Here is a 26,720-nt window from a genome sequence, read left to right on the forward strand (position 1 = left end):
TAAAATTGGATGGCCTTTTGACCTAAAAAGTTATTGACATATACAGAAGTGTATATATAATAATTTTTAGAGATAATAATACTTGAAATGGCCAAGCATAGAAAATATGGTTGGTCTATTTGTGACGCAATGAAATAAATTGCTAATAAAAACTTGCATTAAAGATATTGATTTTTATTAGCAGGTTTTTATGAAAAAAATTAGAAAACGGGAGGCAATAAAATTTGAGTGGATTAAAAATCGGCTGGAATGAATCTTCATTAAATTCTTTGAAGATGCAATTAATGGAACAAATAGATAGAATAAAGCAACAAAAAATTGAATTAGGGGTTGATATAAAGGATGATGCTGTAATAAAACAGCTTAATTCTATGTTGGATGCAATAAGAAACGTAAGGGATACCGCTGCAAAGCCAATAGATATACAAGTTAATGCTAGTAAAAGCAAAGAGGAGTTAGCGGGGATTAAAGGTTCTTTTGAAGATATTATTAATACATATAAGCAATTAGGTCAAATTAATGTGAGTCCTAATTTTGATAAAAATGGAATGATAAAGAATTTTACAATACAATTACAACAATTAAACGGATTAATTGACAAAGTAAAGTACAATGCTGGTGAATTCGTAGATGGTAAGAATTCTATGACACCAATATCCTTTAAGGTTGACAGTATTAAAGAAATAAATAATTTGGATCAGACATTGTCTAAATTAGAAGATTTTAAGAATAAATACAATAATGCTGTAAAAGAATTACAGGGCATTAAGATTGATTCTGTAGTTGACTTTCAAAAACAATTGGATTCTCTTAACATAAATAATTTTAAAGAGAAAACAGAGCAAATAAAAAATACATATAATGATTTATTGAATGAGCAAAAGAAATATAGTGAAGGAATTAGGCAGCAAGAACAATTAAATAACTTTGTAAATACCCAGCAAAATAGATTAAACAATGTTAGGTCTGGTTATAGCGGTAAATTAGATGCTGGAAGTTCTCAATATGCTGAATTAGAGACTACATATAGATCTTTGATAAACGAATTAAATACATATAAGAAAGCTGAACAATCACTTACTACAGAGCAATCAAATGACATCAAAAATAGGATTAATGATTTTAATAAAGAAAAGAGCTCTATTGTTAGCATTACTAATACAATAAAACAGCAAGAAACAGCATTAGATGCCTTAAAATCTAGGTTTGGTAACATAATTCCTGATAGTAAGATAAGTGAATTAAAAACTAGCTTGCAGGGGCTATATAATTCTCCTAATTTAAAAGGAGATTCTAGTGCTATTTCCCAAGAAATAGAAAAATTGAAACAATTAGCAACTGAAGTGCAAAGAGTCAAAGGATTTGGTTCTAATTTAGGGACTTTTAGCGGTACAGGATTAGATATAAATTCTGGCTTTCAGGACGTAGAAAAGTTTCTACAGAGTACAGTTAGTGCCAAAGCTTCCATATCCTCTATTAATGAAAGTGTAGATTCTTTAGGTAATAAAATAAAAACGGTCAATTACACAATTAATGAAGGTAGTAATGTAATTAGTAAGCATAAAATGACCATAGATAGTGATACCCAAGGTATATATAATTTAAATACTGGTCTACAAAATGTAGATGAGAAGAATCGTTCATTTAGTTCGGGTATTGGAAACAGTGTAAAAGGATTATTGAGTTTTAGCGCTGCAAGTGCAGCGGTTTATGGTGGAATCAATCAAATTAAGGATGCAATTCAAAATGTGATTGATTTAAATAAATCACAAACTAATATTCAAATGATTACTGGGGCAAATCAAAGCCAGGTTAAAGGATTAACTCAACAATTTTCTGATTTGGCTACTCAATTACATAGTACAACAGGAGAAATGATGTCAGGCGCAGAGGATTTTCTTAGAGCAGGTGATAGTATATCTCAAACTAAAAATATGTTGAAAGCCACAACTATAGGAGCTACATTATCAGGGCAATCAAATCAAGATGTAGCAGACCAATTAATTGCTATAAGTAATGGATTTAGGATGAACACTAAGGATGCTCAAGCTATGATGGATGTGATTTCTAAGCTAACAAAGGCAGATAATGACAGTGCCACAAGTTTTAAAGAAATAAGCACAGCAATGCAAGGTTCATCTGCTATGGCACAATCTGTAAAAGTTGATTTTGACCACTTATTAGCATATATAAGTACTGTATCTAGTGTTACTAGAGAAAATGCAAGTTCAATTGGATCATCTTTTCAGGCACAATTCGCAAGATATCAAAACGTGAAAGGTGGACAGAAATTTGACGCAGAAGGACAAGATCTTAGTAATGTTGAAAGAGATTTAAAAAAATATGCAGATGTAAATATACGATCTGATGCTGGTACATTTAAAAGTTATGAGACAGTATTGGATGAATTAGCTAAGAAGTTTAGTAACCTCCCTGAAGTTAGTAGGGCTGCCATTAGTAAAGCTATGGCCGGCGTTAATCATGCGAATGATTTTCAGGTACTAATGCAGAATTATGATAAGGTACAAGGTATGTTAAAAGATGTGGGTGATAGTGCTGGATATGCAGAAGAAAAATTTAATAATGTATGGAATAAAAGCACATTAGCAAAAATTAAGGATTTTCAACATGCGGTAGAAAATTTATATCAATCTATGGTAACTACTGGCTCTATAAATAAAGCATTACAAGGATTGACCTCATTTGTATGGACTTTAAATACATTAATTACAACAACTCCAAAGTCGGGCATAGCGTTAGCGGGGTTAGCAACAGCATTAATATTAGTAATTAAAAATGGTAAGTTAGTTACTGGTTTATTCACTCAAATAGGAATTGTATTAAGTAATTTTATAATTATATCTAGTAAAGCAGGTATAGTTGCAGGATTAGCAGATACATTTAATATACTTGCAACTTCTATAAAGGGAGTAACTTTAGCATTATTAACAAATCCACTTATATATATAATAGCTGGTATTGGAATAGCTTCAGCAGTAATAATTAATCATATACAGCATCAACAGGATATGAAACAAAAGACAGACGAATTGAAAACTTCTTATGAAGGATTGACTCAGGCAATGAAGGATAATTCATCACAAGAAATAAAAACAAATTTAAAGCCATTTCAAGACAAAGAAAATCAGATTAAAAGTTTACAAAAGCAAAAACAAGAATTAGAAGATCAAATGAGTGATCCTGGTACTACTGGTCTTGTTAAGGATTACGATTCTAGTAAATTAAAGAAAATCAATTCTGATATAGCTGATTTAAAGAAACAAATGGATGATGCTGGAGTATCAACAAATACACTGGCTCAAGCACAAAATCAATTATATAACAATAATTTATTACAAAATGTTCAAGACGAAGCTAAAGCAAAAACTGATAAGAATAATAAGACAAAAGATGAAATATCAGAATATCAGCAATTGGCAGAAGTACAAGATAAAGATGCAACTCAAAGAGAAAGAATGTCTCAACTATCTCAAGATTTATCCAAAAGTATTGATGGTCTAGTGGTATCTAAAGATAAAGATGGTAATATTACTATTAATAATACTGGTTTATTAGACAGTGAAGGAAAAATGTTAGATACTGAAAATGGGAAATTACAAACTAGTGCTAACGTTGCTATGGAAGCAGCTAAATCAAAAATGAAATGGCAAGAGAATGAAACTACAGTAACATATGCTGAGGTTAGTGCTAGGATTGCAGCATATAGATGCTCAACTTAAAGCTATGGATAAGCAGAATCAAGCTTTACAGGAACAGGAAACTAGGGATAAGAATTTACTTGATTTAGAGCAAGCTAGAATAAAATTATAACAGGATCAAAATGATAGAAATGTACAACAATTAACTAAAGATAAGAGTGGTAACTGGAATTGGACATATGTAGCAAATCAATCCACTGTAGATCAAGATGAACAGGATTTAAGGGATAAACAGCAATCAGATAATGATTGGGAACATCAGACAGCACAGCAACATTTACAGGATGATTTAAATGATGAAAAAACAGCATTAGAGCAAGAGGTTCAGATGCAGCGATATTAAAGGCACAATTTGGTGATAAACTTACTATTTATGCTGGTACAGGAATGAGTGGAAGACCTGGAACAACTAGATATGATACGAATAAATTATATCTTGAAGATATAGCTCAGAAATGGGGGCTTGTACCAACAAATCCTAATGTTGATTTGAGCAAATTTGATACTGGTGGAGAAAATACAAAAACTGGATTACAATGGTTGGATGGTACACCCGGTAAACCAGAATATGTATTAAATTCTGAAGATACAGCAAAAATGTATAAAGCAGTAGATTTAATTAAGGATATTGACTTGGATGGTATAACAAATAGATTTAATAATATTGCTTCTAGTAATTTATTAGATAATATAATAATACCAAAGACACCAGAGGTAGCAAGTAATATAAATAATAAATCGCAACCTACTCAAGTAGTTCATCAATATCATATAGACAAATTAGAATTCCCAAGTGTTATAGATGGACAAGATATAGTAAATGCTTTAACATCATTAGATGGTACAGTGAAACAGTATACTTCAAGTTATAAATATGGTAATGAAATATGATTAGGAGAAGATTGAAATATATCTTCTCTCTTTTATTTAAAAAAGAAGGAGTGTAAAAGATGATACAAAACAAAGGTAATATATTAAATAAGATGAAATTAGAAATATTAAAATCAATTAATTCATTAGTCAATTCGAAGATAAAAAAAATAAATTATTGTCATATATTATATGGACAAATACAACAATATAATAGAGATAATTCATATAATACATTGATAAATGGGCAGGTACAAGTTATACATGCTATGAATGATGATAAATATCAAATAGGTGATACAGTAATAGTTTTAGTACTAGATAATACTAATTATTCAAATAAGATGATATTATGTAAAAGACCTGCCAATATAATATAAAAATGGCATATTTTAATTAATTATCTTATTATGTTTTTGAGTTGATAAAGTATGATATAATAAAAATATGGAGGTGTTTTGGATGTTTTGTAATGGATTTGGAACATATTATGGATATGGCGGATTTAATCTAATAATTATGATTCCAGTGTTAATAGTATGTTTATTAATAGCATATTTTATATATAAGGCAATTAGCAGTAGAAATTTAAACCTTGCTACTAATATATCTTCAGCAAAAGCCATGTCCATATTAAATGAAAGATTTGCTAAAGGTGAAATAAGCGAAGAAGAATATAAAACTAAAAAAAATCAGATGCTTAAATAAAAGGAACTCCTAGCTGAGTTCTTTATTATTACATAAAATTTTATTTATAGTTTTTTCTCATTGTAAATAGAAAAATATAATATGATAATTTAGAAAGGTGGTTGTTAATACGGATAAAAAAGATTTACAGGAAATTGTGGATTTATTAGATAAGAAATTAGACGAAAAACTTGACACTATAAAATCCCAATTGGATGAAAATACTCAAATTCTTAAAGCATTAGTACATAGCTTAGAAGTTGTTGGAACTGGAAAGAATAAAGTGGATAATGATATTGATATAGAGAATATCAAAAATGATATAAAAAATATAAATGAAAACATAGATGCAATAAAAACAATTATAGGAAGACATCAAGTTGATATTAAAGTACTAAAAGGAAGATAATATATGAATTGCACTTTATGTAAAGGTGATTTAGTACAGGGTAGAGTTAATCACATTGTAGATCTGGATGGACATATTATCATAATTAAAGATGTTCCGGCAAATGTCTGTAAGCAATGTGGAGAATATTTTCTTGAAAATGATATTGCTTTAAAAGTAGAAAAAATAGTGGATGAAGTTAGAAAGAATAAAGCTGAAATATTAGTTATGAATTATTCGGAGATAGATTGTAAATGTAGTAGTTAAAAATTGGAGAGATTTAAATGTGTCTCTTCTTATTTAATTTTTAGATATTACTATTAATAGAATATTTTGCTAATAATTTACTGAAATTTTTTATGGCATTATGTAGTATCATAATTAGAATAACCATTAATACAATTCCGGCAATACAGGAAAAAAATATTTTGTTAAAATTATATTTTAAAAGTAACTCGAAAATGGGTATGGATTTGTTTTTTACACAAATCTGTACCCATTCCCTATAACCTCTTTATTATTTTAGTGAAATATTACTGTAATTGACATTGATTTTCTAGAATGAATTTTACTGTTAGGATTTTTTAAAGTATATTTTGGAAAATTATTAAACCTATGTTTAGCAATTGAGCTAATATTAGTAGTTGTTGTAAATGATTCTCCATCTGTTTCAATTGTAGAAGGGTAAATTGAAACATTTCCATTGCTTGATATCATTGCAACTGGATGAACGGTATTACTTGAGCTGTTCAACAATGTACCATTAACTGTAGCTGATTGATATTTTACAGTACCTGCATTTGCTAAAGGAAACAGTTGAGAATATTGGTTAGAAGGATCTTCGCTGATCCATTCTCCAGATGTCCCAATTTCTTCAGCATAAGAAGAATCCAATGTTGTAGATATGGTCTTGGTTTCTGTTTGTCCTTGTGGTGTAGTTGCGGTAAATACTAAATTCCAAGTTGAATCTGACGTTTTGGATATACTTGAACTAATGGTTGAACCAATTGGAATACTCATTATATTTTGAGCAACATTAGGCAATTCTTCCCAAAATACTTCTGCGGTAGGTTGTCCATTTTTTATTTCTTCTATAGTTCCCATCTGAAGAAGATCTTTGGAGTTCACTCCACCTAAACCAATCCATTGTGCTGCTGAAGTATCTTGTTGAGCTGATGAAATAGTAGGAACTATCCAACTACCAGAAATACTTGTATAACTATTATTTTGGGAAGTAGGTGTATCTATATATCCTGCCCAATTGCTAGATTTCTCAGTATTTGCAGGAAGATTTATTGTAGTTTCAGTGGACTGAGGATGATAATTGCGAATTGAATTGATTAGATTTCGCCTTGGAAAATAACCTGATAAAACATAGCTTCCATTGGAAGTATCCTTTGCTTGTCCTTTAGCCATAACAGATCCACTACCAAATATCATTAATAGCGCTAATAATGATATTTGAATCTTTTTTAAAATAGTTTTCATTATTTAATTTTCCTCCTTCCTTTATATTTTAATTTATAAAATTTCTTAATACCAATAATTTCTCACTAATATGTTACAAAATTATGATATTAATGTTATTATAGTGTAAATTTTCTTTGAATATTAAAGATTTGAAGCTATTATACTAAAGTGTCTAAATTATTGTCTATAGGTTGTGATAAAGAATCAATAGTGTTGTAAATATCGTTAGGATTTGAAGATAAAATGTTTGAATAACTATACTGATATGTGCTATTTTCTATTGCATCATATTGAGATAAAATATTTTCATTTATATTATCTGTTTCAGTATTATTGCCCTGAAGTAATGATGCAATATTTGATTCAGCAGGAGGCAGCCCGTTGCTAGGTGGAGTAATATTTGTAGGTATAGATAAATCACCTAATGAACTATACGCTAACGGTATCCCATATGTTGGTTCAACTTGCTGATAAATATCCTGAAGTTCTGTGCTGGTATTCTGTCCAAAGTAATTAGATGCAGTATAATCCTCTTGTAAGGTAGAGTCAATATTATTTACTAATGGAACATTAGGAGTTGTTGAAGTAGAATTTAAGTTATTCCATAAAGAATTCATATAATAAGTACTCATAATACTATTTACATCCATTTATATTCACTTCCATAAAAATTTTATTTAACCTATTTATCGTATTGATATATAAAATGTTTAGTATAGAATATAAGGTGAAAATTAAAAAAAATGACATCTACTCACACATAAAGATTATTTTTTTGTGAATACGATAACATATAAATAAAAAGTGGCTTAATCTATTGATATCAAAGGGTTCCATCGTTATTAAATATAAAATTTTTATCAAGAAAATGTATTTATAGATTATTTGTATTAATTGATAATAATTATTAATTAAGTCATATGAATGATTATATTGATAAAAACACTATAATGTTCACTAATACTTTTATTTACTAATAATATCTTTAGAATACAATTATATAATTGTAACTATTTTAAAAGTTTTACATAACATAAATTGAAGTGTTTAATTTGGAGGATATTATGTATTTTGACGAATATAAATGCCCTTTTTTAAGTCATAATGACTGTGGATATAGAAATGATGATATGAATGTGCCTGTCAGAAAAGCTGTAGCCCATATAATGGGAGGCCCCTTGGCTACTAATATAAGAGGTACTGTTATCTTTACTCAAGTAAGTGGAGGGACTGAGGTTTCGGCAGAAGTCAATGGATTACCTTCTTATAGACCTGCTATGGATGGAAACCCTCAAATTGGGCCTCATGGATTTCACATACACCAGAATGGTACATGTGCTGTAGGTAATTCTGAGGAACCATTCAATCCTGCCGGAGAACATTGGAATCCAACTAATCAGCCCCATGGCAATCATGCAGGAGATTTTCCTGTTCTTTTTTCTAATAATGGTTATTCTAGAATGACTTTTTTTACAAATAAATTTAATGTTGCTCAGATTATTGGAAAATCAGTGATTATACATGAGAGCCCAGATGATTATAGAACTCAACCTTCTGGAGCGTCTGGTAGAAGGTTAGCTTGTGGTGTTATTAAAGCAGTGATGTAATTAAAGAATGTTTAAGAGGAATATTTTCTTATGAGATAATACTTTAATATATTGATATTGAAATCTATGGGTTCAATCTTGCTATAAAAGGAACAAATAGCAAAAATAAAGACCACTCTAAAAAATGAATGGTCTTTATTTTTGTATACACACCGGATAATTTACTACTTATAATTTATTGCTTATTTTTTACATTTTACTTTTAAGGTAAATTATTACAAAATTAAAAATTATTTGTATGAGAGCTTGTACAACAATTAACAATAAAATGTAAAATAAATTTTTATTCATTTTCTATTCCTCCTTCTTTGTTTTTTAGTACAAAATAGTTATGTGTTAATTTTGCATTTTTTTAGATTTATTTTTATAAATTTGTAAGAATTTTTTTAGATTTCAAAGTACGTCTTTTCAAATAATCTAGAGAGAAAATTTCAAAGCTCTGCACTTTACAGCGGCCGGTTGATTGAGAAAAATAAATGACTTCCATTGGATTTAAAACGTCTTAAAACAGCTTTATAGAGGATAAAATTTATAAAATAATTTATTTTACAGATTTATCTTTGTGGGATCGAAAAGAACTGGATATTATATATTTATTATTGGAGATATGATGAAATTGGTGTTTTGCTACAATAGATTGAATTTCAAAAATAACTAATACTATTAATATTATCAATAATATAATTGCATTCTTTTTAAAAATATTCTTCATATCTTAATTTTCCTTTCTTCATCTGTGTTATGAGATTATGATAATAACAGTAGTATAGTGTAAATTTTTATTTTTAATACGTGTAAAAAAATGACTGTTTTTAGAAATGTATCTTATGAGAAATTTTATATTAATTTTAAAGGATTTAAACTTAATATATAGAATATTTACAATGGGGTGATTATTTGGATAAATCAAGTAAAAAAAAGAAAAGAATATATAAGCATGAATATAATAGATATTCAAAAATATTTGACAGATATATGAATGATTCAGATGATTATGATTATTATAAAGATTTATATAGTAAGATATATAATTCTTATAAAGAAAAAATAAAAGACGAGAAAATAGATATTAATGTTGAAATTACAAGATTAAAATCAAGTTGTGGTAAGTTGGATACATTGAGTAAAAATATGAATGTTAATTTGATATTGGTAGCGTTAACTTCTTTTTTTAATTGATAACTATATTTTGCCATAAAAAACTGACCTCCCATAAGTTAGATTTTTAGGTCTAACTTATGGGGGTCAGTTCATTCTTTTTTATATAAAAATCAAGATATATGGAAATACAATACAACCTAAATGGTATTATTAAGAAGATTTACTAATTATTGATAAGACATTAATTAAATGTTAATATAATATTAAAAAGTATACATTTAGGGAGATGTTATATGTGAACAAAAGAATTATGAAGATGATTATATTAACAGTAATTTTATTATTTATAGTACCTTTTTATAGGGCTTCTGCGCAATCATCGAAGTATTATAATGTTACTAGATTATCTGGACAAGATAGGTATGAAACATCTTTTTATATTGCTAGTCAGGTTAGCCCAGGGGTAACGAATAGTATAATAATAGCTAGTGGCAAAGATTTTCCAGATGCATTAGCTGGAGCACCGCTATCAAAGAAAATAAATGCACCTATATTACTTCTGGATGATTTTATTTATGGTAATTCATATGAAAATTTAGATTATATAAGTAAACATTTATCACAAAATGGTACTATATATTTACTTGGGGGAGAGAGTTCAATTGGTAGTAATGTAGTGAATGAACTTGAACAGTATGGATATAAAAATATTAAGAGATTGGGTGGCATGAATAGATTTGATACTAATAATATTATAGTTGATGAGATGAATGTTGAAAAAGGCACTCCTGTAGTCATAGTTAATGGATTTAATTTTCCTGATGCTCTAAGTATATCAAGTATTGCGGCATCTAAAGGATATCCTATATTTATGAGTGAAGATAATAGCATACCAGATGCTGTTATTAATAAAATATCTTCTATAAATCCATCCAAAATCTATTTAATTGGCGGTAGCGGAGTATTAAGTAATAATATTCAAAGTCAATTAAAAAATAATTTGTCTAATATAGATAATGAAAACATTATAAGAATTAGCGGGAATAATAGATATGATACATCTTTAAAGGTAGCTGATTATTTTAAATTGTATTCTAAAAATGTGATACTTGCCAATGGAGAGAATTTTCCAGATGCTTTGTCGGGATCAGCACTTGCAGCTAAATTAAATGCACCAATAATACTTACAGAGGGTAAAATTATTGATAGTCAGAAAAGTTATATAGATTCTTTGGGTAGTAGTAATATTATTATTTTAGGTGGACAAGGATCTGTATCTGAAGATGTAGAAAATAGTTTTGATGGTACAAAATTAGATATTGGTGGAAGCTTTAATGGTGAGAAAATTATTGATATAAAAACTGTAGATATAAATAATGATGGAAATTTTGAAAATATTATACTTACTAACAATATAGATAATGATGGTAAAGTAATGTTATATGTACAGAATACTTCTAGTGGTCAAATAATTTCTTCAAAAATTGTAGGTAAAAGTTTTGTTGGTTATGGACAAATTATCTTAGCAGATATAACAGGAGATGGATTACCTGAAATAATATCTATGGCATTAGAAGGAGGAAGCAGCGGAAGTGAGACCTGTGATGCTGAAACTATGGATGGAAGTAGTTTGACCAAAGTAGATAACTATAATGATGGTGAAAAACCAGGGTTAGAAGTCGGAAATATAAGTGAAGATAATTTTTCCTATGAATTAGATGGATATGATACATTTAAAATGTATTCAAATAATTTTAATAAAAGTTGTTCTATAGATTTAGCTAATGATGAATCTATGCAAAATGCTAAAGTATCTGGACAAGAGGTGCAAGCTTGGATGGGACATGGACCTATGTATAGTTTGTATAATATAGATAATAGTGGTACTTATGGGTTAAAGGTTTATGAAGACGTATCAGGTGCTAATCATGCTGATAGCTTAGGTGGATTTGACGCTTATTATAAATATGAAAATGGTGGTATGAAACTTACTGATTTGGATTTTAATAGTCCATATCCAATGGCAAAAATTAAGTAAATTGATATTTTAGAATAAACCGCATGATTTCAGATTTCTCTGACACAAGAGGGCTGTTTGTACATCAACTTTTTTTACAGCCTTTGGTTGATTCAGGGTATGCGTCAAATAAGAAAGTGGATGGAAAGTGTTCAAAAAGTATGCGATAATCTTCTAAAATAAGTTTTGAAGTTTTTAAAGTTAACTTGAAAAACTTTAAAAGGAGATTTTATATGGATGTACAAAAAGCAACCCAGGAATATAGAATGAATGAGTGGATTAAAATCATACATGAATGCCGCGGCAGTGGACAGACTGTGAAATCATGGTCCCTGGAAAATGGCATTAGGACCAGCTAGTACTGGTTGAGAAAAATACGTGCTGCTGCTTGTGAAGCCCTACCTTCCAAAAATCCAGGGGAACAAATAGTTCCTGTAGATACTTCCAAATTATCAAGTAGCATTTCTACAGATGCAGCCTATGTTTCTTCAGAAACAGTTCAGACTGACATTGTTATTCGTTTTGGCTCTGCAGTGGTGGAAATTCGTAATAGTGCCTCAGCTAGTTTAATTGAAAAAACTATAAGGGTGCTGCAAAATGTTGGGTGATATTTCAAGGACAGAAAAAATATACATTGCAACCGGACATACTGATATGAGGAAGTCAATTGACGGGCTGGCCGCCATTGTACAGAAGAATTTTGAATTGAATCCTTTCCAGAATAGTTTGTTCCTATTCTGTGGTCGAAAGAAAGACAGACTGAAAGCATTGTATTGGGAGGGTGATGGATTTGTGCTTCTATACAAGAGATTGGAAAATGGTCATTTTCAGTGGCCTAAAGACGCAGAAGCAGTAAAATGTATAAAACCCAGGGAGTTTCGGTGGTTTATGGAAGGGCTGTCCCTGAATCGTAAGCGGTAAACTATCCGGTGTATATTCATAATAGCTGTATGGCTCCAATCCATTGGCTTTGGATGTTTCAATTATACTATAGACTGTGGCACTGGCTTCAGCTCCTCTGGGGCTTCCACTAAAGAGCCAATTTTTTCTCCCTAAAGTGAAAGGTCTTATACTGTTTTCAGACAGGCTGATTGACAAAATTATTCATTACAGCCGTCTGCTTGTTTTTAATGGTCCAAGATACAGATTCGAGAACTCACTGATGAAAACCAAATAAATACAAATATATAATCGAGGGTACCACAACCATTTTTTTACTTTTTTGTATTTAATAATAATTATCATTGTAAGATATACTTATTTAAGGTTCAACTTCATTACCGTCATAATCAACTGTACTGCAATAGCAATTTAAATACATCTCATGTTAAGGTTCAACCACCAACATCAACACCGTTATTATCATCATGGACTATTTAAATACATCTCATGTTAAGGTTCAACAGCCATGAAGAAAGTATATATAATGTCTAAGCAAGAAATTTAAATACATCTCATGTTAAGGTTCAACTGGCGTGAGTTGCTTTGAATGTTCCTTCTACCATTAATTTAAATACATCTCATGTTAAGGTTCAACAGCTTTCTTAGTAAGAAATGCCTTACAACAAAATAAATTTAAATACATCTCATGTTAAGGTTCAACATCTTCCTCATTCACAACTCCATCTATCATCGCCATTTAAATACATCTCATGTTAAGGTTCAACACAGCACAAAATCTTTTAAATAAGAGTTTTGCAGAATTTAAATACATCTCATGTTAAGGTTCAACTTGATGGGTTGTCATGGAAGGCTATAGGAGAAAAAAATTTAAATACATCTCATGTTAAGGTTCAACAAAAACAGGATTTTAAATTAGATCAGGCAGTAACAGATTTAAATACATCTCATGTTAAGGTTCAACTAGGAACTTCTACTTTATTTACTTTACATTTAGCCATTTAAATACATCTCATGTTAAGGTTCAACCTGCTTTTGTTCATCACGAGAAAGTTTATCTATTATATTTAAATACATCTCATGTTAAGGTTCAACCTTGTATAGTAAAGAGGACGCTTTTGCAAGTACCTATTTAAATACATCTCATGTTAAGGTTCAACTGTTTAATAAGATTCTCTGGTACATTCTTATACCTACATTTAAATACATCTCATGTTAAGGTTCAACATATATGCACCTTAATAGTTATCCAGTTAAAACAAATTTAAATACATCTCATGTTAAGGTTCAACAAAGAAGGAAAAGCAATATATCGACCGATTTATAAATTTAAATACATCTCATGTTAAGGTTCAACAAATGTGGTGAATGTGGCATCTGTCCTAATTGTTGATTTAAATACATCTCATGTTAAGGTTCAACCTGTGCAAAATAGCTATTCTTTATTTTTATTATATGCCTTAGAGGCACATAAATAAAGGATTTTCTTAATATTTTTCCAACTGTTTTTAACTTTTTATAATTTATGCCATAAAAGCACATTTAGCCATTATATTTCAATGCCTCATGTTGTTTTAATTTAACTATGGGTTGGAAAAATATAAAGTCATGTGATATTACCTACATTTAAGTTTATATAATATTTTTATAGCCGTAATCAATATTTTAAGCACTTATATTTGTCATTAAATAAAATTTACATGTTGTATAAAATTTCAATTTTGTTTAATATATAAATGAAGATAAAAACACAGTTCCGGTTGGTAGTCCGGACCTATATTAAACATATAGAAGTAACCTGCCCTCCTGGGGTTGTCCATTCTTCAAGTTTTAAATAAACAGGAGAAAATGTAATATGGAAATTTGTATCAAGTTAACAGTATTTTTTGATGGATCATTTTGGATTGGAGTGTTTGAGAAAATTTATGATGGAAAGTATGAGGTTTCAAGATTTGTATTTGGTTCAGAACCCAGAGACTATGATGTATATGATTTTATACTTAGAAAATTTTACAATCTAAAATTTAGCAGAGCAGTACATCTACATGATACTAGTGAAACTAAAGAAAGAAAGTTGAATTCCAAAAGGCTCAAAAGGAAGATAAAACAAGAAGTAGAATATAAAGGGATAGGAACAAAAGCACAGCTTGTTATGAAATTACAGTATGAAACAGGTAAATTTCAGAGGAAAAAGGCATCAAAACAGAAAAGAGAAATAGAGGAAAGAAAAAAATTTTATTTGAGACAGCAAAAGAAACTTATGAAGCATAGGGGACACTGATTAATAGTATTCTATGAATCAATTTTATGGATTGGTACTGAGCATATTTGACTTTATTTTTCAAAGATCCTACAAGAGTTATTATGAAATAGGGGGAATGGGTATAGATTTGTGTAAAAATCAAATCTATATCTATTCTTTTTTGCATAACGGCATGGTAGATTTGGAATAATATTCTCGAATAAATTTAAGGAGAAATTTCAAATGAAAGAACCTGAAGTACCAGATATTAATTATAAAGAGGAAGTTACTGCTATTAGATACCTGGAATGAAAGCGGTTGTCAGGATTATTTAGAGTCTTGGTAAATTATTAGGTCTATGCGTAAAGCCTGTATTATTAGTAGCTGTTGAAATGAAACTTCATCAATTCTGTCATAGTATACATTCTATATATTATGTAAATTGAAAACAAATGTAAACCAAAACAACATGTAAATGCAATCTAGCATTTACATTAAATATTTGTAATATAATTACGATAATATAATTGAAAATACTTTAATAGCAGATATAATATGGCCAAAATACAGAGGACGGAGGCCTCTAATGAATTCCTAAAAAATAAAAGAGAGACGAAGGTGAAAATATGGATATACCTGAATTGTCAATAGCTATGAGCCAATTCGATGTATCAACTTTAGTAGGTACAGCTTTGACAAGAAAAGTACTGGATGATGGACAGGAAAATGCCCAGCAGATGATAGAGAATATCAGTGAGATGCAGGATCCGAATTTAGGAACAACTCTGGATGTGAAAGCATAAGTCATTGCATGAGTATGGAGTTGGTATTTGAAATAGAAATTACTGCGGCAGACCTTATAAACGAGGATGAAAAAATAAAATATGATATAAGTGCCATAGCCATATAGCCATTGCAATGATACTGTGTATTTTTGCAATGACTATGAGATCCATTCGGATTGCCATTGTAAATTATCCTCAATTTAAAGTTATATTTTAGGAATATATGAATTTAGGCTTTTCATGATAAAGTAAATGTCATGAAGAGCTTTTTTATTTATTGGTGCAATATATACATTTATACTACAATAAAATGTTTCGAATTTTTATAGGTACTATTAGAATTATTAATATTTAAATTAAATATGTTAATGTTAAATTTAAATATATATAATAAAATTAATTATTGCATTGAATATATAAAAAATACATGATATACTATGGCCATAGGAAAGGTGGTGGTGAAATGGCATATAAAATTATTGGGAAATGCCCTGTATGCGGATCAAAACTTTTAATTTCAAAACTTCAATGCCCCAAGTGCAGCACTGTGATTGAAAATGATTTTGAGATGTCAAAATTTGAATATCTTACGAAAGAACAGCTTAAATTTATAGAGGTATTTCTAAAAAACAGGGGAAATATAAAAGATGTGGAAAAAGAACTCGGTATATCCTATCCTACAGTAAGATCAAAACTAGATGAGGTAATAACTGCACTAGGGTATAATGTATCCCAAGATTTGAAGATTGACAAGAAGAAGGTAGTGGATATGCTGGACAGGGGAGAGATAAATGCAGATCAGGCAATTAAGATGTTGAATGAATAAATATGAAGTGGAGGATAAGAAAATGAATGAGGAAATAGCAAAAGTATTAAAAATGTTAGAGAAAGGTAAAATCACATCTGACAAGGCCCAGGACATTATTGAATCCCTTAAGGACAAAAGTAAGGATGTTCAGGCTGTTTCAGATGAGGATATAACGGACAAGATGCTTAAAATCAAAGTTAATTCTCATGATGGAGACAATGTAAATGTAAATCTTCCTGTAAAGTTTATAAAGATAATACTCAAGACTGTAGGAAAAATTCCTATAAGTGACAGCGTCAAGGGAATGGAAAATATAGATCTGAATCTTATATCCGAAGCCATAGATAATAACCTTTCTGGAAAGATAGTGGATGTAAAAAGTGCAAATGGGGATGTAGTGGAAGTTGTAATAGAATAGGAGTAGCTTGTATGAAAATATATATTAAATCAAGATGGAAGAGATTTGTGATACCTGTTCCATTTATACTTTTAAGGCTTAGTGCATCAATTTTAAAATCTCCCTGGACAATGAAGCATATACCTGAAAAAAATAGAAAATATGTTGAAATGATTGACTTAAACCAATTGTTAAAATGCGTTGGTTTTCTAAAAAGGTATAGTGGATTAAGGATTGTGGAAGTTAAAGCAAAAGATGGTACAGAAGTTGTTATAACCATATAAATCAAATTCAGGTTTATAGTTCAAGTAATTATTTCAATTTATGTATAAGGATATATATGTTTTTCCTGCAATAATAACTACTATGGCAGAAAATGATTATAATGTAAGTTCCCCAGATTTTGAAGAAATAATAACTTATGGAGAAATTTTAGAAGAGGCATATATAATGGCAGAGGATGCACTGAAGTTATGTTTATTTGATTTATACCAAGATAAAGTTATTATACATGAGGCAACTAAAATTAATAAAATAGAATTAAAGAAAAATAAAGTAGCTATATTAGTTAAAGTTGAGCTGAAAAAAGTTATAAGAGAATATGACAATAAGGCAGTAAAGAAAACTTTGACAGTACCAGCATGGCTTAATACAGAGGCCGAAGAAGCACATTTAAACTTTTCACATATTCTTCAGGAAGGATTAAAGAGACAATTAAATATTAGTGAATAGAACCTGAAAAATCAGACTTTTGCTTTTATATAAAATAAATAAAAAAATCGTAAGGCAAATTTGAGACAAAATAGGACAAAGTTGGAACATATTTGGGACAAATAGCATATAAAAGTATTATATGCTGTATATAGTCGATTAAAACTAAGATGATATGGTATAAATTCAGCAATGTAGATATTGCGGCCATTATAAGACACCTGACTTTTAGCTGGGTGTCTTTAAAATTTCATAATGTTTACAAATAGTTAACTAATATGATATTAAGACGTAACAAATACCATATATACTTATAAGTGTCCTAAGGAAATAGCCTTAGCGAAATTGAAAATAATAAATTTACATAAATGAAAAGAGTAATGGTAATTACTAAGCTGGTGCTTGTGGTTGCAGGGCACGATAAACTTAAGTGCAACCGCCAAAAGATACTATAATAAATAGACACTCCTTTTAATAGTTGTAATAGCGTTACAGATATACAGATAAGCACCCTAAATGCCGGGTGATTTTTTGCACAAAATTAAAAGCAGGCAAGAAATCAATGCTAGTACAATAGCATTGATTAATAGCTTAGAGTACCAGAAAACCTGGTACTTATTTTTATATAAGAAATCAGAAAAAATAATTAATATGCTAGTATATATTGCCATCTTTTTATTTTAGCAGGATATTATCATTATTTGTAGAAATTTAATAGATATAAAGATTGAGGAGGAAATAATGTATATGGATAAAGAGAATTTAAAGCAAGAAATATTAGACATACTAAAAAAACATAATTATATAAGTGGATTAAGTGAATGCCCAATGACTACTTTAAAATTTCTTTTAAAAATAGATAATGCTCATTTGGACGCTTCTCTAATTTATGATGCTTTATGTGAACTTCAAGAAGAAGATAAGGTAATAAAAAGTTTTGAACCATTTGCTGGTAATTTGAGCCAGAAAATTAATGCGTCAAGATGGTATTTAAAACAACAGGGAAAAGAAGAAAACCCTAAGAGTGTGGATTAATTTCTATGCTATTCTAATTAAATAATTAGAGCACCTTAAAGAGCCTTATAACTAGGGCTCTTTTATATTATGCAGTGAATTAATAGAAAGTGTTTTTATGCAGGAATTAGGGGGGATATGAAGAAAAAGCCTAAGAGGGAAAAATTGAATAAGAATAAACTTAGGAGAGGCGAGAACCTCTCTTTTTACGATATAAAAAAGTTAATGGTCCATGACTGTTACGGAATGGTCAAGGATGCTATTAGGAGGGCGAGGTGAAAGATGGATAATGAAATACAGCAGAGCTGCATGAATATTTAACAACTCTGCTTTTTAAGCTTTCTACAATACAAAGTACTGTAACTCCTGTGGGCACTACACAAAATGCGAATACCCCAGCTCCAGTATAGAAATAATTATACCCCGGGAAGCCGGGGCTTTATAAAGATAAGAAGGTAACTTACATTGTAAGAAGTTAGCTATATATGTTTATTATACCACAAATTGTCATAAAGTCTATTATATTTTTACCATCAAAAATAATTAGAAGCTTCAGGCTAATTTAGCCAGAACTTCTAATCTTAAGGGAATCATGTAAAAATTAAAATGAAAATACTCTATAAATAGCATACCCATAATATATTAATTTATTCTTAATATTTAGATTATTGCTTTTTCTGTTGTAATGTTAAAATATAGGTAGTACCTTAATGTTTCCTTAAAACCAATGAAGTAAGTTTTGCTATTTCGCCTCGCAAGATGGGAACCTTTATGTATTTAGGGGTTCTTTTTCTTGAAAATTTAAATCTGCGAATTAAGTTATAATTAGATTATATCATTGCGTTACTATATATTAATAGATGTAAATTGTTTTTTAACTTGTGAAAACAATAGTTATGGAGTAATCAACAGTGTTTTGCTAATGAAATTGCAGATTGATTAATTTGCAAAAGCAGAGGTTATATGAAATACTTATTTTAAAAAGATTATTATAATGAAAAAATAAAGAGAAGATATTAAGATAAATATATTAATCAGGAGGTAGTATTATGAATTTTTGTTGGATAACATTAAATGTTGAAGATATGGAGAAATCTTTGGAATTTTATCATGAATTGCTTGGAGTTGAAATTTTAAAAAGATTTAGCCCAGGTAAAGAAGTAGAGATTGTTATGCTTGGAGAAGAGAATAAACCAAAAATTGAGTTGATATGCAATAAAAAGAATAAGGTTAAAAATCAAAGTGAGGGTATTTCCATTGGCTTTGAAGTGGAATGGCTGGATGAAGCTATGAGTTATGTAAAGAGTAAAAATATTCCTATTAAAAAAGGGCCAATTTCTCCATCTCCAAAGGTGAGATTTTTCTTTATTGAAGATCCAAATGGCATTCAGATTCAACTAGTTGAAAATAAATAAATATAGAATGCTGTAGGCAATATATTACATTACATATTATATCTGCCTGAAAGTGAACCACAAATCAAGCCAAATAATATGCTAAAAATATGTAAATTTCTGAATTCATTAAAATAATTTCTGTTAAAAGAGCGGCTGGAATCGGAGAAATATTTGCTATTCCATAGAGAAACATAGTTGCAGGTAAACGTGCAATTGCAAAAACAAATGCTGCATCAAAGCTATAAAGGCAATAGAATTGTTTCTTTAAAGTTATTTAGAAACAATTCTTTGAGGATCATATTGATATTGATGAAATGGAGAAATACTCAAAAAAAGTACTTTGATGATAATTTAGGTAAATGTTTATATTTAGGAAAGAGGAAGTATGAATCTGGAGAATCACTGATATCAATATAGGATGGCAGAAGGGAGCTGCAGGAGAATGAAAAAGTCTTGTGAAATAATAAACTAAACGGATTTCTTGGATTCAATAATATCCACACTGTCTGTACCCTTGATGTTTTTATACAAGTCTATGAAATCCATGTGATGAGCTTTTTTAGAATCATATTTTCCTATTCTAAATGCAAGTTCTACTGAAGGCCCAATTCCGATTGCAGATACCAGAGTGCCAATTCCAACGGGACCTCCTAAAAAGAGTCCTATTATTAAAACTGTAATTTCCATGGTTCCTCTTATAAGGCATACTGGCTTATTTAGCTTTTTTACAAGTCCTTCCATGAGCCCGTCTCTGGGGCCGGCACCCAGTTCGACCCGTAAATAGAAATATGTAGATATACCCATAAGTATGATAGATGATATGAGCATTAGTATTTTTCCAACCATATTTTCTGGTGTTTTAAATATTCCGGTATTGTTGATTAAATCTACAAAAATTCCAACGAAAAACATATTAAATATACTTCCAATTCCGGGAATTACCTTTAAAAAAATTGATAGCAGTACCACACAAAGACCTACGATTTGTGTGGTCTGTCCCAAAGAAAAAATGGAATGATTAACTATGCCCATGTGAAAAACATCCCAAGGACTCATTCCAAGTTTTGAATAAAGTGCCAGAAGTATTGCTATAGAACATAAAAAAAAGCCAAAAAATAAAGAGGGCATTTTAAGTAATAATTCTATCCATATGTTTTTATAATATTTCATAATTTATCCCACCGTTTCTTTCCATCATGTAATTTATATTAGAAGCTTAATTAAGAATTGTCAATATGTTAATTCTATAAAGTTTTATTTTGTTACAAATACCCTGTCTCATAAAAATCTCCAGAAATTATGAATAAATTAAATTATGAGTGATAATGAATTTACATCCTATGAAGTATTTATACTGGGAATGATATTTTATAAATGGAAAGTTTACTTTCCGTCACTGATTGGAGGAATTTAATTGAAAAATAAGCTTGAGGAAATTAGAAAACAACATGGCATTACACAGGAAGAACTTGCAGAAAGACTTGGAGTATCAAGATAGACAGTAGGTTCACTTGAAAACGGCCGATATAATCCTTCTATATTACTGGCTTTTAAAATTTCTAAGTTTTTTAGGGTCAGCATAGAAGAAATATTTATTTATGAGGAGGATTCAAAAAATGAAAAATTTTAATTATATACCTATCATAGTGATTGGTATAATGCTGGTCAGTTCGGCAAGTGCTATATTCTTTTTGGGTAGATATACGGTAAAAGCTGTATCTCTAATTATTATGTGCGCAGCTGTAGCATTGGTTTGAAGCGGCATATATAACAAATTTTTTATCAAGGGAAAAGAGCAAGATGAGCGAAATATTGTTAAGGAATGGCGGCCTTTAATATTGGAAATGAAGAACCGGCAATTATTTTAAAAGATGAGAGTATTTTTAAAAATATGAAGCCCACCATTTGGTTTGAAGTTGAAAATGTTGAAATTGAATATAATCAATTGAAAGGATGAGGTGTTCGATTTTTGTCCGAACCTTTTGAAACCATGACAGGCATGGCTGTTGAATTTGAAGATCCTTTTGGAAACAGAATGGGCATTACAGATTATACAAAGAAAATTTGAGATGTGTATTTAATTAACTAGTGATATAATTGAATTATTATTCAATTTGCAGAAGTAAACTAGATTAAGGAGTTGAAAAGAGGGGAATTTCATGGGTGATCCACCTAAATTTATGAATTTATTAGAGTATAGTATTTGCCAGTATTCTATTTATTTTTTACTTCTTTCAGAGTTTATTATACGGCTATTTACTTCCAGCAGATTTACAGCAAAGAGAGAAGGAAAACCTTCCGATTCCGACAGAGGAACAATATGGCTGATTACTTTAGGATTTTGCAGCAGCATTTGGGTCAGTTACTATTTTAGAAGCAGGGGATTTATAGAAGATTTAAGAAATTTACTGCTGCCCCATATATTTTATTATATTGGCATTTTACTTATTATAGGTGGAATATTTGTTAGAGATATTTTAGTATGGACTTTAAAAAGGTCATTTACTTTTTATGTCCAGACAACAGATAATCAACATTTGATCAAAACGGGGTTTTATAAATATATAAGAAATCCTGCATATTTAGGGAGTATTATGAGTTTGATGGGTATTGCCTTTTCTCTGCGAAGTGTATTTGCGCCAGTTGCTGTACTTATAATTTGCATGATATGTTATGGCATTAGAATTAAAATAGAAGAAAGGGCTTTGAAAATACAATTTGAGGGCGAGTTTGATGAATATTGCAAACATTCCTACCGACTTTTTCCTCTTATATGGTGATCAATTTTAAAATATATCAATAATTGTTTATATTGTGAACAGAACTAACGGCTAGTTACTGTTAAAGAAAAGGGGTCAGAGGAAATGAATGGTCTGATTAAGGATTTATTAGATGATAATAGAATTAAGATACCAAATCATATTGCTATAATTTGTGATGGGAATGGTAGATGGGCTAAAAAGAAAGGCTTTCCTCGAACTTTTGGTCATAGAGCTGGCACAAAGCCAATTGAAAATATTACTAGATGTTGTTCTGAATTAGGAGTTGAAGTACTTACTTTCTATGTTTTTTCTACTGAGAATTGGAGCCGTTCTGATGAAGAGGTAAATTTCTTAATGAAGCTTTTTATGGAATTTTTCGTAAAATTACGTAATGAAGCTGGAGAAAATATTAGGGTAAGGCATATTGGTATTAGAGATAATCTTTCCTCTGAATTAATAAATGAAATTAAAAAGACAGAAAACTCAACAGAAAATAATTCAGGTATGATATTGAATATAGCATTAAATTATGGAAGCCGTTCAGAAATAGCAGATGCTGCAAAAAACATAATGCATGACATAGATACTGGAAGTCTTAGTGCTGATAAAATAAACGAGGAGTTAATCAGCAAGTATATGTTTACTTCAGGATTGCCTGATGTTGATCTAATTATTAGAACAAGTGGAGAAATGAGGATAAGTAATTTTTTGTTATGGCAGTCTGAGAAAGCCAAGTTATGGTTTACAAATGACTTTTGGCCGGATTTTAAATATGACCATTTGAAAAATGCAATTAAATACTATAATGTTATTAAATATTAAGGGGATAGAAGTGCCCTTTTTTATTTGAAATAATTATTGACGTATAAGCCGCATAAAAATATCAGTTTAGTTTAAAACATATATGTGAGGTGAATTGGTTTGAGTAACGGAAAAAAACAGCTAAGCGTGTGGAGGCAATTGGAGAAGAATGTTTATCTAATGAAAACACAAGCTCCAATCTTCGTTGGGCCATTTAAAATTCACTTTGTTTTTGGGGATTGAAACATAAAATGGAAAAATAAAATAGAAACAAATATATAAGATATCACGATACATAAATATGTGTTGTGATATCTGCATTTTATTATATGAGGAGAACAGTAGTGGAACAATTAAATATAAAAGTACAAAAAAGAATTTTACTCGTAATAGTGGTAATGTTTTGGTTTTCACAATATGTGTATATGCCATATCAAACTCCATATTTACTTTCTGTAGGTGTGGCTGCAAATTTTATTGGAGTAATTGTAGGTGCCTATGGACTATCTCAGATGATACTTCGTATGCCAATAGGGATAATGGCAGATATGAGGGGCAGGCATAAATTTTTTATTATAATAGGTACCGGCTCTAGTGGACTAGCTTCTCTTTTTAGGATATTTATGCCTAATGGTGTTGGGTTTCTTCTTGGAAGCTTATTTTCAGGATTGGCGTCAGCTATGTGGATTTCATTTATGGTTTTATATTCAAATTATTTCAGAAAAGATGAAATGCAAAAATCAATGGGAATAATTATTGCAGCAAATAATATAGGTGTTCTTGTAGGGTTTGTTGCAGGGTCTCTGTTTTATGACAGATTTGGAATGAATCTTTTATGTATATTGAGTGTTGTAGCTGCAGTGCCTTCAACTATACTGGCGTTTTTTATAAAGGAACCAGATATAAATTTTACACCTGTTCCAGTGAAAAAACTCATAACTGTATATTTCAATAAAAGATTAATAGGATTTTCTTTGCTGACTCTGATTCAACAGGGTATTCTCATGTCTACTGTAATGTCTTTTACAAATCAGATTGTGAAACAACTTGGAGCTTCCGGCTTTCAAATTGGAATGAACTCAATAATATACATAGTGGCAGCAGTAATTAGTTCCTATTTTTCCACATCAAAACTGGCATTAAAACGAGGACCTAAATTTTGGGTTCCCCTTGTTCTTGTATGCATTTGCATTTATTGTTTAGTAGTTCCTAATTCAGCTTCTATAACCTATATATATTTTGCACAGATTTTAATGGCAATGTCTACAGGAATTTTGTTTTCATTTTGTACAAGTGAGGCAATGAAAAATGTTGATCAAAATAAAAAATCTACTGCCATGGGGTATTTTCAGGCAATTTATGCAGTCGGTATGACGATAATTCCAGCTTTAACAGGAATAATTTCTCATAATTATAATATGAGTACGGCATATTATTTTATGGGGACTGTATCTATAATTGGATTTATGGGAGCAATTTATTTTTATAAATTCAGGAATAATAAAGATGTTGTTTTAAAATCAAGTGATTCTTAATTGCCTTTTCTGAATTTTAGAGGAGATATATTTTTAGACTCTTTATAAAAACGGGTGAAATAAATTATATTGCTGAACCCACAGGATAGTGCTATTTCCGTTATGTTGAGATTGGTTTTTTAGCACAGGGAACCCGCTTTTGTCTTATGGAAGACATTTATAATACTAATAATAATTTTAACCATCACTTTTAAAAGTGATGGTTTTTTGGTCAAGTCTGCCATTGAAAAACATTTAAAATATGAGCATTCATACAATAAAGAGATGATAATATTATATTATTGTCTGATGTAAACGTATTTCACAGGTAATATAATTTTTATGTAAAGAGATAATATGATTTGAAAACAAAATAAGGGAGAAGATGTCTATGTTATTGTTCAAATGTCAGCCTACAATTCACAGCTTTGAAAAATTTAAAGAATTTGCAGAAGAATTTAATGTAGGTGAAGGGGATCTTGTATTAACTTTAAGTTTTCTATATGAGCCGATATTTAAACCGTTGAATTTGAAGTGCAACTATATATTTCAGGATAAATATGGTCTTGGAGAACCAACAGACCAGATGGTAAAAAGTATATTTCAGGAAGCTGAGAAATTTAACTATAAAAGAATTATAGCTGTTGGAGGGGGTACTGTAATAGACATAGCCAAATTGATGACTTATTCAGATGTATCTGGAGATATAGATTTATATAGTCTTTTTACAAAAAAAATTCCTTTTGATAAAAATAAAAAGTTGGTTATTATTCCAACTACTTGTGGAACAGGAAGCGAAGTTACTAATATTTCCATAGTAGGTTTTATTAAGAAAAATACAAAGTTTGGATTAGCCAGCGAAGAACTTTATGCTGATGATGCGGTATTAATAACAGAATTTTTAAAAACTTTGCCATTCAATCCATTTATGACAAGTTCTATTGATGCTTTAATCCATTCCATAGAATCCTATTTGGCACCAAAATCCAATGCTTATACGGAATTATACAGTTTAAAGGCAATGAAGATCATATTAAAGGGATATTTAAAAATGGCTGCGAAGGGTAAGGACTACAGAAATGAAATTATGGATAACTTTGCTGTAGCCAGTAATTATGCAGGAATAGCTTTTAGCAATACAGGAGTAGGTGCTGTACATGCCATATCATATCCTTTAAGTGGGAAATACCATGTGGCTCATGGAGAAGCCAACTATCAGTTCTTAACAGAGGTTTTAAGAACTTATTATAAGATGAACAGCAAAGGAAAAATAAAAGAACTGAATACTTATATTGCGGAAATATTGAATGTCAGAGATGATCCAGAAATCATATACGATAGTATAGATAAAACATTAGGGGATTTTTTATATAAGAAAAAGCTCAGTGAATATGGTATGCAGAAAAGTGAAATAGATGATTTCTCAGAACTGGTAATTAAAACTCAGCAGAGGCTGCTTAAAAACAATTATGTTCCTTTTAATAAAAAGATTATATCTTCTGTATATGAAAATTTATTCTAATAGAATAG

29 protein-coding genes, 4 pseudogenes and 1 CRISPR repeat array are annotated in these 26,720 nt (G+C 29.8%); of the genes and pseudogenes, 28 read left to right on the top strand and 5 right to left on the bottom strand.

The genetic code is table 11. The features are described from left to right. Positions 1 to 224: 224 nt before the first annotated feature. The 6 genes from AB8U03_RS16165 to AB8U03_RS16190 all read left to right on the top strand — a co-directional run bounded on the left by AB8U03_RS16165 (position 225) and on the right by AB8U03_RS16190 (position 5,931). A complete protein-coding gene (locus AB8U03_RS16165) occupies positions 225 to 3,740 on the top strand; it encodes a phage tail tape measure protein (protein ID WP_369705592.1) in 3,516 nt (1,171 codons plus the stop codon). 366 nt (positions 3,741 to 4,106) lie between these two features. Continuing rightward, positions 4,107 to 4,610 carry a hypothetical protein gene (locus tag AB8U03_RS16170; protein WP_369705593.1) on the top strand — a complete coding sequence of 168 codons (504 nt, stop codon included), beginning with the start codon at positions 4,107 to 4,109 and terminating at the stop codon, positions 4,608 to 4,610. Positions 4,611 to 4,669: 59 nt separating this feature from the next. Further along, a complete protein-coding gene (locus tag AB8U03_RS16175) occupies positions 4,670 to 4,969 on the top strand; it encodes a hypothetical protein (protein ID WP_369705594.1) in 300 nt (99 codons plus the stop codon). Between the two features lie 82 nt (positions 4,970 to 5,051). Then, entirely contained in the window at positions 5,052 to 5,297 is a 246-nt protein-coding gene (locus AB8U03_RS16180) for an SHOCT domain-containing protein (protein WP_369705595.1), read from the top strand. Between the two features lie 97 nt (positions 5,298 to 5,394). Further along, positions 5,395 to 5,685 (top strand): hypothetical protein, encoded by a 291-nt coding sequence (locus AB8U03_RS16185; RefSeq protein WP_369705596.1) that lies wholly within the window; start codon positions 5,395 to 5,397, stop codon positions 5,683 to 5,685. Between the two features lie 3 nt (positions 5,686 to 5,688). Further along, positions 5,689 to 5,931 carry a type II toxin-antitoxin system MqsA family antitoxin gene (locus tag AB8U03_RS16190; protein ID WP_369705597.1) on the top strand — a complete coding sequence of 81 codons (243 nt, stop codon included), beginning with the start codon at positions 5,689 to 5,691 and terminating at the stop codon, positions 5,929 to 5,931. 255 nt (positions 5,932 to 6,186) lie between these two features. On the opposite strand, the gene AB8U03_RS16195 is transcribed toward AB8U03_RS16190, so the two are convergent. Both AB8U03_RS16195 and AB8U03_RS16200 read right to left on the bottom strand, forming a co-directional pair. After that, the gene (locus AB8U03_RS16195) at positions 6,187 to 7,080 is read right to left on the bottom strand and encodes a G1 family glutamic endopeptidase (protein WP_369705598.1); all 894 of its coding nucleotides are present in this window, start codon (positions 7,078 to 7,080) and stop codon (positions 6,187 to 6,189) included. A 212-nt stretch (positions 7,081 to 7,292) separates the two neighbouring features. Next, positions 7,293 to 7,784 carry a hypothetical protein gene (locus AB8U03_RS16200; protein WP_369705599.1) on the bottom strand — a complete coding sequence of 164 codons (492 nt, stop codon included), beginning with the start codon at positions 7,782 to 7,784 and terminating at the stop codon, positions 7,293 to 7,295. A gap of 414 nt (positions 7,785 to 8,198) precedes the next feature. Between AB8U03_RS16200 and AB8U03_RS16205 the strand changes: the two genes are divergently transcribed. The 5 genes and pseudogenes from AB8U03_RS16205 to tnpB all read left to right on the top strand — a co-directional run bounded on the left by AB8U03_RS16205 (position 8,199) and on the right by tnpB (position 12,780). Further along, complete coding sequence (locus AB8U03_RS16205; RefSeq protein ID WP_369705600.1) at positions 8,199 to 8,741, top strand: superoxide dismutase family protein; 543 nt, start codon at positions 8,199 to 8,201, stop codon at positions 8,739 to 8,741. 897 nt (positions 8,742 to 9,638) lie between these two features. Next, positions 9,639 to 9,920, top strand: a complete 282-nt coding sequence (locus tag AB8U03_RS16210) for a hypothetical protein (protein WP_369705601.1) — start codon at positions 9,639 to 9,641, stop codon at positions 9,918 to 9,920. A 217-nt stretch (positions 9,921 to 10,137) separates the two neighbouring features. Next, a complete protein-coding gene (locus AB8U03_RS16215) occupies positions 10,138 to 11,880 on the top strand; it encodes a cell wall-binding repeat-containing protein (RefSeq protein ID WP_369705602.1) in 1,743 nt (580 codons plus the stop codon). Positions 11,881 to 12,092: 212 nt separating this feature from the next. Further along, a pseudogene (locus AB8U03_RS16220) lies at positions 12,093 to 12,467 on the top strand (IS66 family insertion sequence element accessory protein TnpA). Positions 12,468 to 12,513: 46 nt separating this feature from the next. Next, positions 12,514 to 12,780, top strand: a complete 267-nt coding sequence (gene tnpB, locus AB8U03_RS16225; protein ID WP_369705628.1) for an IS66 family insertion sequence element accessory protein TnpB — start codon at positions 12,514 to 12,516, stop codon at positions 12,778 to 12,780. Here the strand turns inward: tnpB and AB8U03_RS16230 are convergent. Continuing rightward, positions 12,775 to 12,957, bottom strand: a pseudogene (locus tag AB8U03_RS16230) (IS66 family transposase); the annotation flags it as partial. The gene tnpB and the pseudogene AB8U03_RS16230 sit on opposite strands and share 6 nt — an antisense overlap. A gap of 211 nt (positions 12,958 to 13,168) precedes the next feature. Then, a CRISPR array of direct repeats spans positions 13,169 to 14,181; the repeat unit is 30 nt; unit sequence ATTTAAATACATCTCATGTTAAGGTTCAAC. 433 nt (positions 14,182 to 14,614) lie between these two features. Here AB8U03_RS16230 and AB8U03_RS16235 point away from each other — a divergent pair. The 10 genes from AB8U03_RS16235 to AB8U03_RS16280 all read left to right on the top strand — a co-directional run bounded on the left by AB8U03_RS16235 (position 14,615) and on the right by AB8U03_RS16280 (position 20,131). Beyond that, positions 14,615 to 15,040: a YjdF family protein gene (locus AB8U03_RS16235; RefSeq protein ID WP_369705603.1), complete on the top strand. Its 426-nt coding sequence runs from the start codon at positions 14,615 to 14,617 to the stop codon at positions 15,038 to 15,040. A gap of 13 nt (positions 15,041 to 15,053) precedes the next feature. Next, the gene (locus AB8U03_RS16240) at positions 15,054 to 15,212 is read left to right on the top strand and encodes a hypothetical protein (RefSeq protein WP_369705604.1); all 159 of its coding nucleotides are present in this window, start codon (positions 15,054 to 15,056) and stop codon (positions 15,210 to 15,212) included. A gap of 415 nt (positions 15,213 to 15,627) precedes the next feature. After that, on the top strand, positions 15,628 to 15,804 hold the full coding sequence (locus tag AB8U03_RS16245; protein WP_369705605.1) for a YjfB family protein: 177 nt from the start codon (positions 15,628 to 15,630) through the stop codon (positions 15,802 to 15,804). A 445-nt stretch (positions 15,805 to 16,249) separates the two neighbouring features. Continuing rightward, complete coding sequence (locus AB8U03_RS16250; protein WP_369705606.1) at positions 16,250 to 16,612, top strand: DUF2089 domain-containing protein; 363 nt, start codon at positions 16,250 to 16,252, stop codon at positions 16,610 to 16,612. A 22-nt stretch (positions 16,613 to 16,634) separates the two neighbouring features. Then, positions 16,635 to 17,012, top strand: coding sequence for an SHOCT-like domain-containing protein (locus AB8U03_RS16255; RefSeq protein ID WP_369705629.1), 378 nt, complete (start codon positions 16,635 to 16,637; stop codon positions 17,010 to 17,012). Between the two features lie 11 nt (positions 17,013 to 17,023). Continuing rightward, positions 17,024 to 17,275, top strand: coding sequence for a hypothetical protein (locus AB8U03_RS16260; protein ID WP_369705607.1), 252 nt, complete (start codon positions 17,024 to 17,026; stop codon positions 17,273 to 17,275). A gap of 40 nt (positions 17,276 to 17,315) precedes the next feature. Then, a complete protein-coding gene (locus AB8U03_RS16265) occupies positions 17,316 to 17,723 on the top strand; it encodes a type II toxin-antitoxin system HicB family antitoxin (protein WP_369705608.1) in 408 nt (135 codons plus the stop codon). 726 nt (positions 17,724 to 18,449) lie between these two features. Further along, positions 18,450 to 18,737, top strand: a complete 288-nt coding sequence (locus AB8U03_RS16270) for an uS8 family ribosomal protein (protein WP_369705609.1) — start codon at positions 18,450 to 18,452, stop codon at positions 18,735 to 18,737. Positions 18,738 to 18,854: 117 nt separating this feature from the next. Further along, positions 18,855 to 18,995, top strand: coding sequence for a hypothetical protein (locus AB8U03_RS16275; RefSeq protein WP_369705610.1), 141 nt, complete (start codon positions 18,855 to 18,857; stop codon positions 18,993 to 18,995). 770 nt (positions 18,996 to 19,765) lie between these two features. Then, positions 19,766 to 20,131 (top strand): VOC family protein, encoded by a 366-nt coding sequence (locus AB8U03_RS16280; RefSeq protein WP_369705611.1) that lies wholly within the window; start codon positions 19,766 to 19,768, stop codon positions 20,129 to 20,131. Positions 20,132 to 20,581: 450 nt separating this feature from the next. Here AB8U03_RS16280 and AB8U03_RS16285 read toward each other — a convergent pair whose 3' ends face one another. Next, the gene (locus AB8U03_RS16285) at positions 20,582 to 21,283 is read right to left on the bottom strand and encodes a YczE/YyaS/YitT family protein (protein ID WP_369705612.1); all 702 of its coding nucleotides are present in this window, start codon (positions 21,281 to 21,283) and stop codon (positions 20,582 to 20,584) included. Between the two features lie 244 nt (positions 21,284 to 21,527). On the opposite strand from AB8U03_RS16285, the pseudogene AB8U03_RS16290 reads away from it, so the two are divergent. From AB8U03_RS16290 to AB8U03_RS16315, 6 genes and pseudogenes are all read left to right on the top strand, one after another. Next, positions 21,528 to 21,743 (top strand): annotated as a pseudogene (locus AB8U03_RS16290) (helix-turn-helix transcriptional regulator). Continuing rightward, positions 21,730 to 21,870, top strand: coding sequence for a hypothetical protein (locus AB8U03_RS16295; RefSeq protein ID WP_369705613.1), 141 nt, complete (start codon positions 21,730 to 21,732; stop codon positions 21,868 to 21,870). Before AB8U03_RS16290 ends, AB8U03_RS16295 begins: the two are co-directional and overlap by 14 nt. Positions 21,871 to 21,932: 62 nt before the next feature. Continuing rightward, positions 21,933 to 22,181: pseudogene (locus AB8U03_RS16300) on the top strand (VOC family protein); the annotation flags it as partial. 91 nt (positions 22,182 to 22,272) lie between these two features. Next, complete coding sequence (locus AB8U03_RS16305) at positions 22,273 to 22,893, top strand: methyltransferase family protein (protein ID WP_369705614.1); 621 nt, start codon at positions 22,273 to 22,275, stop codon at positions 22,891 to 22,893. Between the two features lie 84 nt (positions 22,894 to 22,977). Next, positions 22,978 to 23,697, top strand: coding sequence for a polyprenyl diphosphate synthase (gene uppS / locus AB8U03_RS16310; RefSeq protein WP_369705615.1), 720 nt, complete (start codon positions 22,978 to 22,980; stop codon positions 23,695 to 23,697). A gap of 323 nt (positions 23,698 to 24,020) precedes the next feature. Then, a complete protein-coding gene (locus tag AB8U03_RS16315; protein WP_369705616.1) occupies positions 24,021 to 25,211 on the top strand; it encodes an MFS transporter in 1,191 nt (396 codons plus the stop codon). Here the strand turns inward: AB8U03_RS16315 and AB8U03_RS16320 are convergent. Further along, entirely contained in the window at positions 25,208 to 25,315 is a 108-nt protein-coding gene (locus tag AB8U03_RS16320) for a helix-turn-helix domain-containing protein (RefSeq protein ID WP_369705630.1), read from the bottom strand. The genes AB8U03_RS16315 and AB8U03_RS16320 overlap by 4 nt on opposite strands. A 266-nt stretch (positions 25,316 to 25,581) precedes the next feature. On the opposite strand from AB8U03_RS16320, the gene AB8U03_RS16325 reads away from it, so the two are divergent. Next, complete coding sequence (locus AB8U03_RS16325) at positions 25,582 to 26,712, top strand: 4-hydroxybutyrate dehydrogenase (protein WP_369705617.1); 1,131 nt, start codon at positions 25,582 to 25,584, stop codon at positions 26,710 to 26,712. The last annotated feature ends 8 nt before the right edge of the window (positions 26,713 to 26,720 follow it).

The sequence above is a fragment of the Clostridium moutaii genome, assembly GCF_041205085.1.
GTDB lineage: Bacteria > Bacillota > Clostridia > Clostridiales > Clostridiaceae > Clostridium_B > Clostridium_B moutaii.